The 18,680-nt window shown below is 45.8% G+C and carries 16 protein-coding genes and 1 pseudogene; 8 read left to right on the top strand and 9 right to left on the bottom strand.

The window, feature by feature from the left end; translation table 11 throughout:
• Positions 1-110: 110 nt before the first annotated feature.
• Together KW548_22455 and KW548_22450 are read left to right on the top strand one after the other, a co-directional pair.
• A complete protein-coding gene (locus KW548_22455) occupies positions 111-1,001 on the top strand; it encodes a DMT family transporter (GenBank protein QXX08394.1) in 891 nt (296 codons plus the stop codon).
• Between the two features lie 52 nt (positions 1,002-1,053).
• Positions 1,054-1,677 (top strand): glutaredoxin, encoded by a 624-nt coding sequence (locus tag KW548_22450; protein ID QXX08393.1) that lies wholly within the window; start codon positions 1,054-1,056, stop codon positions 1,675-1,677.
• Positions 1,678-1,733: 56 nt separating this feature from the next.
• Here KW548_22450 and KW548_22445 read toward each other — a convergent pair whose 3' ends face one another.
• On the bottom strand, positions 1,734-2,087 hold the full coding sequence (locus tag KW548_22445) for a hypothetical protein (protein ID QXX08392.1): 354 nt from the start codon (positions 2,085-2,087) through the stop codon (positions 1,734-1,736).
• 63 nt (positions 2,088-2,150) lie between these two features.
• Entirely contained in the window at positions 2,151-3,329 is a 1,179-nt protein-coding gene (locus tag KW548_22440) for a multidrug effflux MFS transporter (protein ID QXX08391.1), read from the bottom strand.
• 112 nt (positions 3,330-3,441) lie between these two features.
• Between KW548_22440 and KW548_22435 the strand changes: the two genes are divergently transcribed.
• A complete protein-coding gene (locus tag KW548_22435; GenBank protein ID QXX08390.1) occupies positions 3,442-4,335 on the top strand; it encodes a LysR family transcriptional regulator in 894 nt (297 codons plus the stop codon).
• A 111-nt stretch (positions 4,336-4,446) separates the two neighbouring features.
• Positions 4,447-6,304 (top strand): annotated as a pseudogene (locus tag KW548_22430) (EAL domain-containing protein).
• Positions 6,305-6,336: 32 nt separating this feature from the next.
• Here KW548_22430 and KW548_22425 read toward each other — a convergent pair.
• Both KW548_22425 and KW548_22420 read right to left on the bottom strand, forming a co-directional pair.
• Positions 6,337-6,801, bottom strand: a complete 465-nt coding sequence (locus KW548_22425) for a hypothetical protein (GenBank protein ID QXX09507.1) — start codon at positions 6,799-6,801, stop codon at positions 6,337-6,339.
• Between the two features lie 54 nt (positions 6,802-6,855).
• Positions 6,856-7,368: a nicotinate-nicotinamide nucleotide adenylyltransferase gene (locus tag KW548_22420; protein QXX08389.1), complete on the bottom strand. Its 513-nt coding sequence runs from the start codon at positions 7,366-7,368 to the stop codon at positions 6,856-6,858.
• Between the two features lie 109 nt (positions 7,369-7,477).
• On the opposite strand from KW548_22420, the gene nadE reads away from it, so the two are divergent.
• Positions 7,478-8,305 carry an ammonia-dependent NAD(+) synthetase gene (gene nadE / locus KW548_22415; GenBank protein ID QXX08388.1) on the top strand — a complete coding sequence of 276 codons (828 nt, stop codon included), beginning with the start codon at positions 7,478-7,480 and terminating at the stop codon, positions 8,303-8,305.
• A gap of 59 nt (positions 8,306-8,364) precedes the next feature.
• On the opposite strand, the gene KW548_22410 is transcribed toward nadE, so the two are convergent.
• The 5 genes from KW548_22410 to KW548_22390 form a co-directional block, all read right to left on the bottom strand.
• Positions 8,365-9,033 (bottom strand): LuxR C-terminal-related transcriptional regulator, encoded by a 669-nt coding sequence (locus KW548_22410; protein ID QXX08387.1) that lies wholly within the window; start codon positions 9,031-9,033, stop codon positions 8,365-8,367.
• A gap of 168 nt (positions 9,034-9,201) precedes the next feature.
• The gene (locus tag KW548_22405; protein ID QXX09506.1) at positions 9,202-10,149 is read right to left on the bottom strand and encodes a trypsin-like serine protease; all 948 of its coding nucleotides are present in this window, start codon (positions 10,147-10,149) and stop codon (positions 9,202-9,204) included.
• Between the two features lie 113 nt (positions 10,150-10,262).
• Entirely contained in the window at positions 10,263-11,240 is a 978-nt protein-coding gene (locus KW548_22400; GenBank protein ID QXX08386.1) for a trypsin-like serine protease, read from the bottom strand.
• A 223-nt stretch (positions 11,241-11,463) separates the two neighbouring features.
• Positions 11,464-12,582 carry a glycine cleavage system aminomethyltransferase GcvT gene (gcvT, locus tag KW548_22395; protein QXX08385.1) on the bottom strand — a complete coding sequence of 373 codons (1,119 nt, stop codon included), beginning with the start codon at positions 12,580-12,582 and terminating at the stop codon, positions 11,464-11,466.
• A 258-nt stretch (positions 12,583-12,840) separates the two neighbouring features.
• Positions 12,841-13,464 (bottom strand): XRE family transcriptional regulator, encoded by a 624-nt coding sequence (locus KW548_22390; GenBank protein QXX08384.1) that lies wholly within the window; start codon positions 13,462-13,464, stop codon positions 12,841-12,843.
• A gap of 382 nt (positions 13,465-13,846) precedes the next feature.
• Between KW548_22390 and KW548_22385 the strand changes: the two genes are divergently transcribed.
• From KW548_22385 to gcvP, 3 genes are all read left to right on the top strand, one after another.
• Positions 13,847-15,142 carry a serine hydroxymethyltransferase gene (locus KW548_22385; GenBank protein ID QXX08383.1) on the top strand — a complete coding sequence of 432 codons (1,296 nt, stop codon included), beginning with the start codon at positions 13,847-13,849 and terminating at the stop codon, positions 15,140-15,142.
• Positions 15,143-15,179: 37 nt separating this feature from the next.
• On the top strand, positions 15,180-15,560 hold the full coding sequence (gene gcvH / locus KW548_22380; GenBank protein QXX08382.1) for a glycine cleavage system protein GcvH: 381 nt from the start codon (positions 15,180-15,182) through the stop codon (positions 15,558-15,560).
• Between the two features lie 119 nt (positions 15,561-15,679).
• Complete coding sequence (gene gcvP, locus KW548_22375; protein ID QXX08381.1) at positions 15,680-18,544, top strand: aminomethyl-transferring glycine dehydrogenase; 2,865 nt, start codon at positions 15,680-15,682, stop codon at positions 18,542-18,544.
• Positions 18,545-18,680: the final 136 nt, after the last annotated feature.

Below are 18,680 nucleotides of genomic sequence, written 5' to 3'. Positions count from 1 at the left end.
GAAGCAGGCTGTTTCTTCAGTTTTTTTGATGAAGTACAACAAGATAGATAGATGACGTACTACCAAGAACATCGTATGATTCAGCCTACTATTTTTCTACCACGACGATTATGGCTTCAAGACCCCATCACCCTATACAAGGCGCAAGCTGGATGCTTACGGCTGGTTTAGCCTTTGCCTTGGTTAACAGCCTCGCTCAGGTCGCCAGTATTAATTTCGGCTTATCTTCCACGACTGTCGCATTGATCCAATATGCGATCGCTCTGGTTGTCATTCTGCCCTATTTAAAAACATTGGGCATTCGACATTCTCTGCGTACTCAACATCTCGGAATGCACATCTTCCGGGTATTTCTTTCTGTAATCGGAATTCAACTCTGGTTATGGGCTCTGGCTTATCCGGTGCCAATCTGGCAAGGAATAGCCCTACTGATGACGTCACCACTTTTCGCAACGGTTGGTTCAGGGTTGTTCCTTAAGGAAAAAGTGGGTATCGCACGATGGGGAGCCACGCTGTCCGGATTTATCGGTGCTATGATCATTCTGGAACCTTGGGCCGATGACTTCAGTTGGGCAGCACTACTCCCCGTAGGCGCCGCTTTCTTTTGGGCTTGTTATTCCTTAATGGTTAAAAAGCTCTCTTCTGATGATTCTCCATCCACTATGGTGGTATATCTCCTGATCCTCATCACCCCATTCAACATCTTACTCGCTATTCCTGACTGGCAAACCCCTGTAGGCGGCACCATCTGGATGGTGTTGTTCGCCGCAGGCGTACTGACAGCATTAGCTCAATGGGCTATTGTGAAAGCATACTCGGTTGCAGATGCATCGTTTGTTCAACCCTTTGATCATGCCAAATTACCATTAAATGTACTGGCGGGGTGGATCGTATTCAGTTGGGTGCCACCTGGTCGATTATGGCTGGGCGCGGCGATTATTATCGTATCTGTTGCTTTTATTACACATTGGGAATCAAAAAAATCTCGCCAAATGAAATAAATATCCGCCATTACCGTTCTATTAACTAAAGGTAACTATGGGAGAGAGCTCTATGACAGATCCAATCAAATTAACACTCTATCGCTGGGGCGGCAGTTGGGGGCCGTTCAGTGTGAAAATTCCATGTGGTGAGTGCACACTAACAAAAGACATTCTTAAAGATACATTTGAGAATGAGTTAGCGGGTATCCCTGTAGAATTGGAAGTAAAAGATTGGCTCTCTCATTGGTGGGAACCTCTGAAAGTGGGTGCGTGGCATGCACCGATTCTGATGGTAGAAGGCAAAGTTGTCAGTCAAGGTGAAGCCTTAAACCGCGGTGTTTTGGTCCAATCGATCATTCAGGAATGGACCAAGCGTGATACGTTGAAAGGCAACATTGTTTACGGCAAAGCGACCTGCCCTTACTGTGTGAAAGCAAAGAAATTGCTTGACGATGCGGGGGTAGAATATCAATACCATGATGTTGTCAAAGACAGTGCAGCGCTGTACCGAATGATACCAGAGGTCAAGGCCATCATTGGTGAAAAAACACCAGTGACTGTACCTCAGATATGGCTTGATGGTCATTACATTGGTGGCGCAGATAACCTGCAAGCTTGGCTAGCAGAAAAAGGCTTAAGTAATGTGCCCGATAACGTGGTAACCATGGACAACAACCAAAGCTCCGTTGGTTAAAAAGAAACAAAGCCCCAAAATATGGGGCTTTGTTTTTATAGAAAACGTAAACTCGACTATTTTGCGCGTTTTGGTTGTTGGTATGTTTTACCTGCTGCCTGATAGGTATCTTTGCGCTTCACATCAAACATCACTTCAAAGAACCAAGCTACAAATCGAATCACGTCATCGCCTTCATTCATCACATGCTCAACGTATTCTTGCTCTTCACCGTGATCGTTTTCTTGCATCGTCACATGGTAAATGCGTTGTTCACCGTCAACTTCTGCCAAAGCAAACTGACCCGTTAGAGACTGCGCTGCCTCAGCAACTTCTTCATTTTCATGTTGTTTCAACACTTCAAGTGCTTGCGGTAAGTTCTCTTTTGCACAAAGCGCAGTGACTAACTCTTCGAATTGTTTATGTTCCATCGTCGACCTCTCAGATCGTCATTTCAATCATTGAGGCGCATTGTATCAGCCACCTAACACCTTTCAAGCAAACTCTTGGCCTACAGCGCGTCTCACACGGCTTGAATACAGTACCATTGCCATTAGGCTCGCAGAGATCAGATAGAACATGCCTAACGCTAATTGGCTCTCTATCCAGTTTTCAACCAAGTATCCCCCCAACACACCAGCCAAGCACATCTGAATAGCCCCCGACAAGGCAGAGACTGATCCCGCTTGCCGTTTATGTGGCGCAAGCAACATGCTAATTGAGAGAGGGAAAGACAAGCCCTGCGCAATGGTCATCCAGGTAAAGGCCCAGATGATGTTAAACAGGGTCAAACCTGTCACTACCAGCCAAGTACCAGACGCCATCATGATCGCTATCGCTAAGACCATCAGTTGTTGCGCGTTCAAATAGCGATTGAGTACATTCAGAGCCAGCGTACCAATCAATAGCCCCGCGGACGGTATCACCATGACCGAACCATATTCGGCAGCCGTTAAGCCCAATTCATGCTGTAACATGAAAGGCATTACAGACAAGGAAACCATACAAGCAAGGTAAGTAATCCAGTTGTAGCTTGCGCTACTCAATACTTGTTTGTTGGTGATCAATTCTCCATAGTTTTTGACTACTTGACCTACCTTGAATGAGGTTCGACCGTAGTTCATGGTCTCTGGCAAGATAAAGTAACCCAGTGTAAAAATGGCAGCCAAGTAGATGAAAACAAACATAAACACGGCTTCCCAACCCAGATAGAATGCTGCCCAGCCACCAAAGACAGGCGCGATCACGGGCATAATTGAGGCCGTAACAGACACATAAGAGAGGGCTTTGGTCAGCTCTGCGCCATCGTAGCAGTCACGAAGCACACTTCGGCCTAATACCGAAGCACTTCCCGCCCCGAGACCTTGCAGAAGACGACCCAACGCCAATATCCATAAGTGATGAGAAAACAGCAAACAAATCACCGTCCCGATCAGATATATCCCTTGGCCAAGAAGAAATACCGGACGACGTCCAATCGCATCCGACAGTGGGCCATAAAACAGCTGTGAAACACCAAAGCCAACTAGAAACAAAGTGACGAGAAGTTGGACATCAGCTTGGTTAACCTGAAGCGTCTCACTGATCATGGGTAATGATGGTAGATAGATGCTCACACCTACCTGACCCGTTGCAATTATCATCATCGCCAGCAGAATCGGCGTTCTCTTCATAACATCACCTCGTTTATTCTTTATGCAATTGAGTTTAAATTCGATGCTAATGAATGATAATATCCTCAATTGGAAACTAATTAGTTCCTATAAAGAATCAATTGGGGGAAGGATGGATTGGATTCAAAGTGTTCAAAGTTACATTCGAGTGGTCGATGAGGGCAGTTTCAACGGCGCCGCAAGAAAGATGAATACCACCAGCTCGGCGATCAGTAAGCGGGTTCATTGGCTCGAAGAACGCATTGGGGTGCAGTTACTGAAACGCACGACACGTACCGTGACTCAAACTGAAGCAGGGGCCCTATTCTATGAACGTGCAAAAGTTCAGCTCGAAGGCTGGCAATCCATTGTCGATGAAACCCGCTCGGTTAATCAGACACCCGCCGGGCTACTCAAGATTGGCGCAACCATTGCGGTCGGCTCTAAGTTTTTGGTCCAATACCTCGATGACTTTTTACAAATGTACCCGGAAATTCGAATCCAGCTCATCACCACCACACCAGGTCAGCTGCCTGAACTTAGTTTGGATCTGTTTATCAGTCGAGAAATTGAGCAGTTGAATTCACTTAGCTTTAAGGCATCTGCCCTATTCGAACACAAGGCAGGATTCTACGCGTCCCCAGACTATTTAGAAAAATATGGCGAACCTAAAACCATTGACGAGCTGACACAGCACAACGCGTTAATATGGGGTGAACGTCCACAACGCGAAATCACCCTGACCAACGGAAAAAAAATTGTCCTTTCAGGCAACCTCGCCACCACCAATCCAGAAGCACTGTTCTATGCAGCAAAAAATGCTATGGGTATTTTGATCTCCAATGATGTCATGATCAAAGATGAAATCAGATCCGGCACATTAAAGCGTATTTTGCCCCGAATAACCGCTGATGAAGCAACAGTTTACGCCTATTATCCGAAGCTTGACTATCAACACACCCGAACGAAATTATTCTTGGACTATCTGAAACAGCGTTTAGCGAGAGAACAAATGCAGGAACATTAATCTAAAAAAGTGGCTGAGGTGATTTGAATTATTATGAGATCTGTACCATATTTTGATTGAACCAATACCAACAAATAAGTGATTAAAGTCACGGCAAGGTAGGTTACTCAAATGGCTAGGTTACAACAACAAACCACATCGATGGATTTAGATGTGGTGAACAAAACGCTTCAACTCGATGGGCCTGCGTTACTCGACAAGGTCACGCTTGTACTACACAAACACTTTGAGTCCTTTTGCACCTGCATTATTGAAATTGATAAGTTCAATTCAAATGCGCAAACCTTGTCCCATGCGTGCAACAACACGTTAGGCCAGCCTATCTCCTATGCCCTGCGGGGCACACCTTGTGAGCATGTCAGAAAGTCGGACCGCGATTACATTCTTTACGATAACAAGGTTGATCAAGAATACCCGCAAGACCCTTACCTCATACAGCACCAAATAAAAGCTTACTTGGGGGTGCCAATAAGAACTCGCTCTGGAGATGTGCTCGGTGTACTACTGTCTACGTTCAAAACCCCTATCGAAGATAGTGACGCACTCATTTACTACCACAAGTTATTTGCTAACGTGGTAGTACATAGCTTGAGATCTAAATGGCTTGCTGCCCGCTCTGAGAGTTTGGTCAATCAGCTGAGTTACGAAGTCTCTCATGATAATCTCACTGGTTTACTTAACCGCAGTTTCTTGTCAGACAAACTAGAACGACTATCTGAAGAGCGGAAGGATGGATTTACACTCGCTTACGTCGATATTGATAGCTTTAAATCCGTCAATGACTTGTATGGCAATTACATCGGCGATCAAGTGATCAAGTTTGTCGCCAACGCAATTGAGTCCTCAATTCAAGACAGACAATTAGCGTTTAGAATTGCTGGCGACGAATTCGCCTTCATCACCTACAACGGTGACCCGCTTGAAGTATGTCGGAGTATTCTTAGCAAATTGGAGGGGGTTACAAAGACTCGGCGCACAATATTAAAATTAGCGTCAGTATTGGTATTGCCAGAAAAACGGATCATAGACTGACCGCCGATCAGTTGATTCTTAACGCTAGCCTCGCGCTCAAAGATTGTAAGCGTTCAAGAAACTCTCAAGTCCAGTGCTACGATACTCATTTGAGCGCGCAATATTATCGACGGACCATGGTGATAGATGCACTTCGTAACGAATTGTCACCTGCCAACCTGAAACCCAGTGAAATCTACGTGCTCGCCCAACCAATTGTGCATTGTGATCAAGATAACTGGGACTACTTCGAAATTTTAGCACGTTGGGAAAGCAAAACTTTAGGTATGATTTCGCCTTTAGAGTTCATCGAAGCGGCTGAACAGTCTGGACTCATTGTAGAATTGGGAGAACGTATCATCGATCTCGCCTGCCAGGCGAAAAAGAGCTTGAACAAGGTTTAGGGTATCAAGTTAAACTTGGCATCAATTGCTCGGCTCATGAACTCAATGATACCAATCGCTATCTGGCACATCTCACTTCAACCATTAGCAAATATGGTTTCAAGCCGAATGAGTTTACCATTGAACTCACAGAAACCGTGCTTCTCTCACGCACCAGCGAAGTAAGATTCATACTCAACCAACTTAGAGTACTCGGTTTCACAGTGGCGTTAGATGACTTCGGTACCGGATATTCGAGTTTGAATTACATCCACAGTTACCCGATCGATTGTATCAAAATCGATGCCACTTTCATTCGTAATATGCTGTGTAACGAAACCTCTGAACACGTGGTCTGGCTCATTATTCAATTAGCTAAGCAGCTCAACGTTGAGCTAGTCGCAGAGGGTGTGGAAAGTAAAGAAGCACTCGATAAGTTGCATGAAATGGGCTGTAACCAGATCCAAGGCTATTTCTACTCACGCCCCGAAAAGCCTCAAATCCTGATTGAGCTGCAGGAAAAGCGCACTATGTCCAGTGCACCATCAACCGTGGTCAACATGTTTGACTCATAAAAAGCACGTCGGGTGTCGTTGAACCGCTAGGTTTAGAATGGGAGTTCTAGCTGCATGATAACATCACGTTCGTAGTCATCATGCCAGCGATAATCCAACCTTAGCCTTGGCTCGCCTGGCTTCTTCTCGCCGAAACCAACACTTAACTGCAGCCCATGACTCATGATCCAATCTTCTGTTTCTGCAACATTGATTTTGTCTTCTAGTTCCGACGGTACCCAAACGCCAATGCCAATATAATTAGAAGCAAGACTTTGACTCAGGATCGGGCTGGTCTCTGTTTGCAAAACCCAGTCAGCCCAGTATGAGGAATAGTCTGTAGAGCGCTCTTCCGATATCCACTCATCAAAAGCATCGAGTTTATTCGCAGTATATTGAATGCCATCGAGTAAAGAGAAGCAGATCCCGCGTGAAGAATGAAACAACACCGAATCAGACGAATAGCCAGTATCATACAGCTCGCATGCGCCAGCAGAGGAAGACACGAACCCAATCATCAATATCAATGAGCGACCTTTCATTCACACCCCGAATAATTAGTACAGCATTCGTTAATAATACCCTTTTTCGGCTAACATTTGGCAAACTTTAGGCGTCGTCAGTGAATTAATGTTTTTTTTGTCACTTATTGCATTTCTCACGTCCGTACTACGGACCTTGACAGTTTCAGGACATGCCATCACTGACCATCGACTAAGTATTTCATCTGCTTTATAAAATTTAGCAAAATTAAATAGATTGTCAGGGCCAATGACAAAAGTAATGTCATATTCTGGGCACTGACGCTGCAATTCATTCAAAACTGCAAAGGTTGTGACACTTTGGTTTGGTTGATAAATCGTTTCTTCAACTCGACACCGTTCAACATTACTAGGTTGCAGATCTTCGATAAATGCATCGACCAATTCACAGCGAGCTTGGTAGTCAAGCATTGCTTTCCCCCAAGCATGAGAAATACTCGGCAGCAGTAAAACCCGATCAAAATGGGTCAGTGAGTCGATCACACTCTTGTGGCCAAGGGTCGGTGGGTTAAATGCGCTGCCGAATACTGCGATTTTGTTCATTTTCTTTCCTGATGATTGTGAAATCACTGTTCACCGTGTTCAAATCTGTTCAATTAGGTATGATATTACCATTATTTTTGAAAATCATTGCTTGCAGGAAGGAAACATAATGGAACAGCTAATTCGCGACGAGATGCGTGTATTGCCATCAATCGACCCACAGTTTGAAATATCGCGTCGTGTCGAATTTATTAAGCGTAAATTGCAGGAAGCAAAGTGCAAAGCGTTAGTGCTTGGTATCAGTGGCGGAGTCGATTCAACAACCTGTGGCCGCCTAGCACAGCTTGCCGTCAATGAACTGAACGAAGAAACGGATGGCGGCTATCAATTTATTGCGGTTCGTCTGCCCTATGGCGAACAAAAAGATGAAGACGAAGCACAAATCGCGCTTCAGTTCATTCAGCCTTCACACTCCGTATCGGTTAACATCAAAGCTGGAGTAGATGGCCTACATGCCGCTTCACATCAAGCGCTAGCGCATACAGACCTCTTACCCAAACAAGCCTCTAAGATCGATTTTGTAAAAGGTAATGTGAAAGCTCGAGCGCGCATGGTTGCTCAATACGAAATTGCTGGGTATGTCGGGGGGCTAGTACTTGGTACTGATCACTCAGCGGAAAACATTACCGGCTTCTACACCAAGTTCGGTGATGGCGCCTGTGACCTAGCGCCATTATTTGGTTTGAGCAAACGTCAGGTACGTGAAGTCGCAGCAACATTAGGAGCGCCAGAACTTCTTGTGAAAAAGACCCCCACCGCCGATCTAGAAGAACTGGCCCCACAAAAGGCCGATGAAGATGCGCTCCACCTCACTTACGACCAGATTGATGACTTCTTGGAAGGAAAGCCAGTGTCACAAGAAGCATCAGACAAACTGATCGCCATCTACCAAGCGACACAACATAAACGTCAACCCATTCCGACCCTATACGACTAATAACAAACGGGAGCAATTCAGCTCCCGTTTTTAAATCACGACCCTAAAACTAAACGCTTTTAAACTCTTTCTTCGAGTGCAATGTTATTATTGGCCCACAATAGTGCCTGAAGACGGTTCTTAGCATTAATCTTCTTAAAAATATTGTGTAGGTGGGTTTTCACTGTATTCTCGCTAACAAACAACTCATCGGCAATTTGCAGATTGGATGCGCCATGACCCAGCAAGCGCATAATTTCTTTCTCACGCTTGGTTAAGTTGGCGTAAGCTTGCGATGTGGTTACATTGTTCGCACAACGAAAATGCTCAATGTAATCTTGAGCGACTTTGCGCGACAACCACATTTCATCCTGCATGATTTTTTCCATACCTTTTAACAGTAAAGAAATGTCGTCATCGACATAGAAAACCCCGACGAGATTTCGCCATTTAAAAAGTTGTGTCGAAGGCACATCTTTCGGACAGTTAATCACAATTTCCTTTGAGTTCTTGCTACTTAGAGAACGAATGTGGCTATAGAAATCAAATCTCTCGTCGTCCAGATAGTGGTAATCAAACAGAATGTAATCGCCAAGAACGGCACTCTCACCTTCACATTCTTCGAGCGTTTCAATCGGAACAATAGTGACGTCCAATTGAACGCCTTGCTCTAAAGAATCTTTAAACAATTTGGATTGCATGCTCACGTCTGAAAGAAAGGTTATTTCGTGGGTGCATTTATTTGCCATCTGCGAACTCTCCGGCTCAACTTATTCTGTCATTTAAAACTATCGTTTAGTTGTAAATAGTCAACACAGTAAATCATTGATAGCGATTCAAACGCACAATTTATCGTCTTTATTTTAGATACTTACCACCCAGTCTCACTTTTGAGATTCAGTTTATATATCTCGTATCTATTTGAATAGGCGAGTTGGGATGCCTTTTCTCCTTGAATAAATCATGCCCATGGACAGTAAAACGACAAGGTTGAGGGTTCCGCCACTACCACCCTCAGAGGTCGTACTGGTGTAACTGCCATTGACATTACTGTTCAAAACCCGGACCCCATTGACGGTCGTCACGTAGTACTTTGGTGTGACTTGCCCGTTGACCACACTGTTAATCCAACCAATGTAGTCGTAGACATCGGTAAACACGGAAGTCACGTTCAGTGACGCATCACCACACGTACTCGGTCCGAAGCTAGTAATACCAATTTGAATATACTGACTGCCATCATACCAATAGACTGGCCCACCTGAATCACCGTTACAGGTTGAGTTTTGCAAGCTGCCAACCAGTGGTCCACCAAAACAGATTTGTTTATCTGTCACCTTACTGTATTGGGTTTGACAACTCGCCAATGAGATGTATTCCAGTGACGTTTCCAACAACCGAGTACCATTTGAACCGCCCTCTATCAGGCCATGACCTATTGCTTTGTAATCTGCTGGGCTAGGAAAGTTATTGTTTAACGTCGTATTTAAGAGTGACGTATAATCGGATACAGAAAGTGCGGTTTCGAGTTTAATAATCGCGATATCGTTGGGCCAAAGTTCTGCACCTGAGTCAACATAATCATCGGGGTAATAGAATTCTGAAGCTAGTGCCTGCTGAGTGGAGAGAAAATTGGATTCATCCTCTAACTGGGGCACCACAACCGTGTATAACATGGTACTTTCGTTACCGTAAATGCAGTGAGCTGCGGTCAACGCATATTGGCTGTTTATCATTGTCGCGCCACAATAACTAGAGGTGCTGTAAGTGTTTCCGTTGCGGTAAAAAAGGCTGGCAAAAGAAGGGTAATTAACGATATTTGCGTTGCTCCCGTTCACAATATAAGGCGAGACATCAAACGCCATCAATCGGGAGCTGAGTAGTATCAGGCTAAGAAACCAAATTGAATTTTTCACATTCCCGTCTCCCTTTCGTATCCGTCAACATTAAGTTTAGTTCACGAAAGGACAAACGGTATCTAACTTGTTAACTTCCTTCTGGAAAAAGCGCCCAGTATTAACAATAAAGACAGATAGCCCAGTGAGCCTCCACCGCCTCCACCACTGCTGTCACCACTGCTTTGCACTGTGTTGTCGACGAGAGAGCGAGTACCACCGCTGCTCGTAGAAACATAATATTTAGGTGTTTGCCCACCAGAAATAACACTGCTGATCCATGAGTTGTAATCGTACACTTCTGTAAACACACCGGTGGCGGGCTGGGAAGGATCGCCACAGGTTTCAGGGCCAAAGCTGGTAATGCCAATCTGCACAAACTGACCACCATCATGCCAATAGACCGGGCCGCCTGAGTCGCCATTGCAGACTGCGTTCTTGTACGAGCCATTTTGGACACCATCAAAACACAGCTGCTTATCGGTAGAACCACACACTGATTTATCTTCTAGCTCCAAACTCGTTTCCAACAAGGTGCCACTAGAAGCCACATTGCCTTGAATCAAACCATGTCCTACCGCCTTGAACGAATTCGTTCCATTATTCAATGCGTAGCTATCATTTTGCGTGGTATTCAGAAGATATTGATAATCCGAAATATTGAGTGGGGATTCTAGTTTGATAATAGCGATATCGTTAGGCCACCTTTGCGCTTTAGAATCGACATAATCATCAGGAAAATAGAACTCTTTCGCTCGAGAGGATTGAAAGCTCCCGCTTGGGTACTGACTCTGATCGGTTAACTGGGGAACCACCCAAGTATGCAAATTCTGGTAACTCTCATTGTAGATACAGTGTGCGGCGGTCAACACATATTGAGAGTTGATGACCGTCGCTCCACAAAAATTCCCATACTGACTACCATCATTAAAATACAAACTGGCAAATGAAGGGAATTGATTAATGTCCGCTGCTGAGCCATTGACGATATAGGGTGTCACATCGAGCGCGTAACTCTTGGACACAAGAAACAGCGGCAAGAGTATAGATAGCTTTTTCATACAGGTTTCCATGTGAATTCAAATCAGATAATGATGATACCCATCAGAAAATCCCCACGTCGAGCTAATTCCGGTAGTCGAGCTATCTTTTGCGCCAAAATGTTAACTTGCTTGAAACTATGGTACTAATGAGTTGGCTGTCAATTAAAATGTGAAGCTGAATATAAAAAAAAGCCCACCTTAGTGAGCTTTCAATAATGAGACTATTCTATGGGCTATAAAATTAGCCGCGGTAGTAGCGTTGAGGTACAAATGGCATTTTTTCAATCGTCATCGGCAGCTTTTTACCGCGAACGTCTGCAAACAACTCCGTACCAATAGCGGAAAGGTCAGCACGTACATAGGCCATCGAAACGGGCTTACCTGCGTTTGGACCCGCTGTACCGCTGGTAACAACACCAACTTTATTGTCATCAGCATCAAACAGCTCCGTACCTTCACGCACTGGCGCTTTCGTCTGCCCCACTAGGCCAACACGCTTACGTGACACATCTTTCGTTTCAATCTGCTTAAGAATGATATCGGCACCGGGGAAACCGCCTGCTCGCTCACCATCTGTGCGGCGAATTTTCTGAATGCCCCAAAGAAGGCTTGCTTCTACAGGCGTCGTTGTTGTATCAAGATCGTGTCCGTATAAACACAGGCCACACTCTAGACGAAGAGAATCACGTGCACCGAGGCCAATCCACTCCACTTCTTCTTCCGCTGTCAGCTTCTGTGCAAGCTCTTCAGCGTGCGTGTTCGGAACCGAGATTTCGTAACCATCCTCACCCGTATAACCACTGCGGCTGACGATGCATTCGACACCTAGGATGTCTAACTTCTTCACATCCATAAATAGCATCTCAGCCACTTCTGGGTTGAAACGTTTCAGCACATCAACGGCTTTAGGACCTTGAAGCGCCAGCAATGCGCGATCATCGATGATCTCTAGTTCTACACCTGCAGGTAGATGAGCTTCAAGGTGATTGATGTCTTGCTCTTTACACGCGGCGTTAACCACAACAAAAAGGTGGTCGCCTAGGTTTGCCACCATAAGGTCATCCATAATGCCGCCTTCTTCATTGGTAAAGAAAGCATAGCGCTGGTTGCCCTGTGGTAAGTCAATGATATCAACAGGAACTAACGACTCAAGAAATGCCGAGGCACCTTCACCGTGCAAACGAAGTTGCCCCATGTGGGACACATCAAAAAGACCCGCAGCGTCGCGAGTATGCAAGTGCTCTTTCTTTACACCCAGCTTATATTGGACTGGCATGTCATAGCCTGCGAAAGGAACCATTTTCGCACCAGCTTCGACGTGAAGTGTATGAAGTGGTGTTTTGAGTAGATCTTGAGTCATTGTTGTCTCCATTTAATCAGGTTCGTTTTCCGTTCAAGGAAACCTTGTTTCCAATAATAAACACGAGTGGAGAATTTTTGCACCATTAACCGCAGGAGAACAGTCCAAAGTGTGACATTTAACATCATATTCACATTAGAAGGAGCAAAAAGAAAACGCCACCTCAGACTGATTAAGCCCAAGATGGCGCTATTGTACTCATCCAAACCCCAAAAGCAAACGTTTGCCTTCACTATAGGAAATTGTATCTAAATCGTGTTATTTAGCGGTCACCCACAAAATATTGGCATCCTGCTCGCTGGTTGAGATCAACATATGACCCATATTCGCGTCATAGTAAACGCTGTCTCCTTCACTCAACTCCACCGGTTCATAAAACTCCGAATAGAACATGACAGAGCCAGACAAAATCAGCAAAAACTCTTCACCGTCATGACGAACCCAATCACCGTATTCCTCAAAGTTTCGAGCATGCACTTGGCTTTTAAAAGGCATCATCTTTTTATTGGAAAGTTGAGTCGCTAACAGCTCATGTTCGTAGGTCGGTGTCGGGTGAGGTTTCCCCTGCAAATTCTTGGTGATGTCCCTACGCCCTGTTGCCACCTTTTTTCTAGGTGGTTCAAAGAGTTGTGGCATATCTATTTGCAATCCAAGCGCCAACTTTTGCATCGCCTGAAACGTAGGAGAAATCTGCTCGTTCTCGATCTTACTTAGGGTTGAACGAGCGAGACCAGTACGTTGACTCGCCTCTTCTAAAGTGATCCCTAACTTACCGCGAATATCCTTGATTCTCTCACCCAATTTCAGGGGCTCGATATTTTGATCGGCGGCCTCTTTTGCCAGAGTCAAAGATGGGTACTCATCATAGATATCTTCGGGCATGCTTCCCTCTTATTAAACGTCCACTTCCTGTTTCATTTTCATTGTGCACCAACCCACTCAGAGAGGAAAGATAACAATAGGAAATAAAGCGTGCTCTTTGTAACAGTTTTAGAAACCATGTTTCCAATAGGAAATTTTTGGTTGATTGTTCCTTCGACAACCGCTATGTTACCAACTTGTTAGTTGTAGAGATGCTATTTCCGAACTGGCTGATAAAGTGATTTAGCAGTGAGATTCGGCTTTTCCCCTAGATTTTGAAACATCACTTGGGGGTATAGAATTCACCCTGTCTTCAGTTTTGAGGGCAGTAAATAGAAAGAGGACTAACGAGAGCGATAACCCTATTAATAATCTCGTTGGCGCGAATGGAAGGTCATCTACCATGAACAACACTTACCAAAATCACAGCCTAGAGAACTTTTTCTCGACGAATCTTGCTGCTACAGACGACGCGGTTTTCGCTGGTATACAAGCGGAAAATACCCGTCAGAACGAACAAATCGAGCTCATTGCTTCGGAAAACATTGTTTCTAAAGCCGTTATGCAAGCGCAAGGTACTTGCCTAACCAACAAATACGCAGAAGGTTACCCTGGTCGTCGTTACTACGGCGGTTGTGAGCATGTTGATACCGTAGAAACCATTGCCATTGAGCGCGCTAAACAGCTGTTCAAATGCGATTTCGCGAACGTTCAACCTCACTCTGGTGCCCAAGCAAACGGTGCGGTTAAACTGGCTCTGCTTCAACCTGGCGATACCATTCTAGGCATGTCTCTCGATGCGGGCGGCCACCTAACTCACGGTGCGCGACCTGCTCTTTCTGGTAAATGGTTCAATGCCGTTCAGTACGGTGTGGATCGTGAAACCCTAGAAATCAACTACGAAGACGTTCGCGCTCTGGCACTGGAGCACAAACCCAAAATGATCATCGCTGGTGGTAGTGCGATTCCGCGTACTATCAACTTCGCTAAGTTCCGTGAAATCGCAGACGAAGTCGATGCAATTCTAATGGTTGATATGGCGCACATCGCGGGTCTTATCGCTACAGGCGCTCACCCTAGCCCACTGCCACATGCACACGTTGTAACCACCACCACGCACAAAACATTACGTGGCCCTCGTGGTGGCATGATCCTGACTAACCACGAAGACATTATTAAGAAAATTAACTCAGCGGTATTCCCTGGCCTTCAAGGTGGACCTCTGATGCACGTTATCGCAGCTAAAGCCGTCGCATTCGGTGAAGCACTAGGCCCAGAATTCAACACTTATATTGATTCAGTGATCAATAACGCAAAAGTTCTAGCAGAAGTATTGCAAACTCGCGGTTGTGACATTGTGACTGGCGGCACCGACACACATTTAATGCTGGTTGACCTTCGTCCTAAGGGCTTGAAAGGTAATAAAACCGAAGAAGCATTGGAGCGTGCGGGGATCACATGTAACAAAAATGGCATCCCTTTCGATTCAGAGAAGCCTATGATTACATCGGGCATCCGTTTAGGGACGCCTGCGGGTACAAGCCGCGGCTTTGGCGCTGAAGAATTCAAACTCATCGGTAACTGGATTGGCGATGTACTGGATGGATTGGTGAACAACCCTGAAGGTGACGCAGAAGTAGAACAACGCGTTCGCAAAGAAGTGAAAGCGCTGTGTAATCGCTACCCACTTTACCAATAAACAATTTAATCAAAGTTATATTTTTGGAGATTAAGCAATGGACAACACACTGAAGTTTGCAGATAGCCACGAGTGGGTACGTGATAACGGTGACGGCACAGTAACTATCGGTATTTCAGAGCATGCACAAGAAATGCTAGGTGACGTTGTATTCGTAGACCTACCTGAAGTAGAAGCAGAAATTGAAGCGGGTGACAGCTTCTCTTTGGTTGAATCTGTAAAAGCCGCTTCAGATATCTACGCGCCAATCACTGGTGAAATTCTGGAAATCAACGAAGAGTTAGAAGATAGCCCAGAGCTTATCAACGAAGAACCTTTCGAAGGCGGTTGGATTGTTAAGGTGAAGATGTCAGACGCATCCGAGCTAGACAATCTGAAAAGCGCAGAAGAGTACCTAAACTCGATCGAAGACGAGTAATTAGGACGAGTTTAAAGCTGCCCCCAACTGGGAGGCAGCTTTTTTTCAAAGTTCGGACGTATAATTATTTATATCAGTAATGATATCCGATACCCGAATGATGGAGTAGGTAAAGGACAATGACTGAATTACTTCAAAGCCTCAGCACACAAAATGAGTTCGTTGCTCGCCACAACGGCCCAAACAAATCTGACCAACAAAAAATGTTGGATGCGATCAATGTTGTCAGTCTTGACGCACTGATCGACGAGACCGTACCAGCTCAAATTCGCCTAGAACAGCCAATGACCATGGCTGAAGCATTAAGCGAAGCAGACATGCTGGCTGCAATGCGTCAATTCGCAGAGCAAAACCAAATTAAACGTACATTCATCGGTCAGGGTTACTACAATACCTTTACGCCAAACGTGATTCTACGTAACGTATTGGAAAACCCAGGCTGGTATACCGCTTATACCCCTTACCAACCAGAAATTTCTCAAGGTCGTTTAGAAGCATTGCTGAACTACCAACAAATGGTAATGGACTTGACGGCAATGGATATCGCTAACGCGTCTCTGCTCGATGAAGCAACAGCAGCTGGCGAAGCGATGACCCTATGTAAGCGTGCAGGCAAGAGCAAAAGTAACGTATTCTTCGTTGCCGACGATGTTCACCCACAAACGATAGAAGTGGTCAAGACTCGTGCTAAATACATCGGCTTTGACGTACAAATCGGTTCGCTTGAATCTCTACCTGAGCAAGACGTATTCGGTGCGCTGGTGCAGTACCCTGGAACTACGGGTGAAGTTCGTGACCTGACAGACATCATCGCCAAAGCGCAAGCCAACAAAACATTGGTTACCGTCGCAACTGATCTTCTAGCATCAGCGCTACTGAAACCTGCAGGTGAAATGGGCGCGGACGTAGTTATCGGCTCAGCGCAGCGCTTTGGTGTTCCTATGGGTTACGGCGGTCCACACGCCGCCTTCATGGCAACACGTGACAAGCACAAACGTACCATGCCTGGTCGTGTTATCGGTGTGTCTATTGATACAAAAGGTAACCAAGCGCTACGTATGGCAATGCAGACTCGTGAGCAGCATATCCGCCGTGAGAAAGCGACGTCAAATATCTGTACGGCTCAAGCACTGCTGGCAAACATGGCCTCATTCTATGCGGTTTACCACGGCGCGGAAGGTCTACGTACCATTGCTCGTCGTACTCACCACATGACTGCTATGCTTGCAGCAGGTCTGACGAAGTCAGGCTACGAGCTCGCACACAATAGCTTCTTCGATACCATTACGATCAATACTGCTGGTAAGACAGAAGAGCTGTACGCGAAAGCACAAGCGGCAGACATCAACCTGCGCAAGCTAGACGGCAAGCTCGGTATCAGCTGCGACGAAACAACAACGACTGACGATGTGGAAGCATTGTTTGCCGTATTTGGCGTAAAAGAAGCAGTCAATGCACTGTCTTCTGAAATCGCAGCCAACGAGTTCGCGGCTATCCCTGAAGCACTGCGTCGTACTTCAGAGTACCTAACTCACCCAGTATTCAACACGCACCACAGCGAAACGCAGATGATGCGATACCTCAAGCAGCTAGAGAACAAAGACTTCTCACTGACGCACGGTATGATCCCACTGGGCAGCTGTACCATGAAGCTGAATGCGGCGGCTGAGATGATCCCGGTGACTTGGCCTGAATTTGGTTCAATTCACCCATTCGCTCCCATCGAGCAAGCAGCAGGCTACTCAGCTCTAGCGAAAGACTTGAAAGAGAAGCTGTGTGAAATCACAGGCTACGACGATTTCTCACTACAACCAAACTCGGGGGCATCTGGTGAGTACGCAGGTCTTATCGCGATTCAACGCTACCATGACAGCCGCGGTGAAGGTCACCGTAACGTTTGTTTGATCCCAAGCTCAGCACACGGAACTAACCCTGCAACAGCGTCTATGGTGTCAATGAAAGTCGTCGTGGTGAAGTGTGATGACGACGGTAACATCGATATCGACGATCTCGCGGCAAAAATCGAGAAGCACAAAGACAACCTGTCTAGCATTATGATCACTTACCCTTCTACGCACGGCGTTTACGAAGAGCAAGTGAAAGAAGTGTGTGAAATGGTTCATGCTGCTGGCGGTCAGGTTTACCTAGACGGTGCCAACATGAACGCTCAGGTTGGCTTGACGTCTCCAGGCTTTATTGGCTCTGACGTTTCTCACCTGAACCTACACAAAACGTTCTGTATTCCACATGGTGGCGGCGGTCCGGGTATGGGTCCTATCGGTGTTAAATCGCACCTAGCACCATTCCTTCCTGGCCACATCGAAAACGGTGTGGAAGGCGAAGACTTTGCTGTCTCTGCAGCAGATCTAGGTAGCGCGTCTATTCTGCCTATCTCTTGGGCGTACATCGCCATGATGGGTGAAGCTGGCCTGACTGATGCGACCAAAGTTGCGATTCTAAACGCGAACTACATGATGGAGCGTCTACGCCCTCATTACCCTGTTCTTTACCGTGGTACAAATGGCCGCGTAGCGCACGAATGTATTATTGATATTCGTCCACTGAAAGAAGAAACAGGTATCAGCGAAGAAGATATCGCTAAGCGTCTGATGGACTACGGATTCCACGCACCTACTATGTCGTTCCCTGTTGCCGGCACGCTTATGGTTGAGCCAACAGAATCTGAAGATCTGGAAGAGATCGACCGTTTCTGTGACGCGATGATCGCGATTCGCGAAGAGATGGCGAAAGTGAAGAAGGGTGAATGGCCACTAGAGAATAACCCTCTGGTTAACGCACCGCATACTCAAGTTGATTTAGCGGCTGAGGAATGGGATCGCCCATACTCACGTGAGCTTGGCTGTTTCCCTTCACCTGCCACTAAGTCTTGGAAGTACTGGCCTACCGTTAACCGTGTAGATAACGTATACGGTGACCGTAACCTAATCTGTTCTTGCCCTAGCATAGAGAACTACCAAGACTAATTAGGTTGTTGATCACAGATAACCAAGTTGGAAACCAACTTAAGTAAAAAAGGCGAACCGTTTGGTTCGCCTTAATTTTAAGGGATTATTACACCACTACAAGTCGTTGCGCTGCATAACAAACAATGGGTCATTA

Source organism: Vibrio neptunius (genome assembly GCA_019339365.1).
Taxonomy (GTDB): Bacteria; Pseudomonadota; Gammaproteobacteria; order Enterobacterales; family Vibrionaceae; genus Vibrio; species Vibrio neptunius.
The sequence above is the reverse complement of the archived record's forward strand: the minus strand, read 5'-3'. Positions and strand labels throughout refer to the sequence as shown.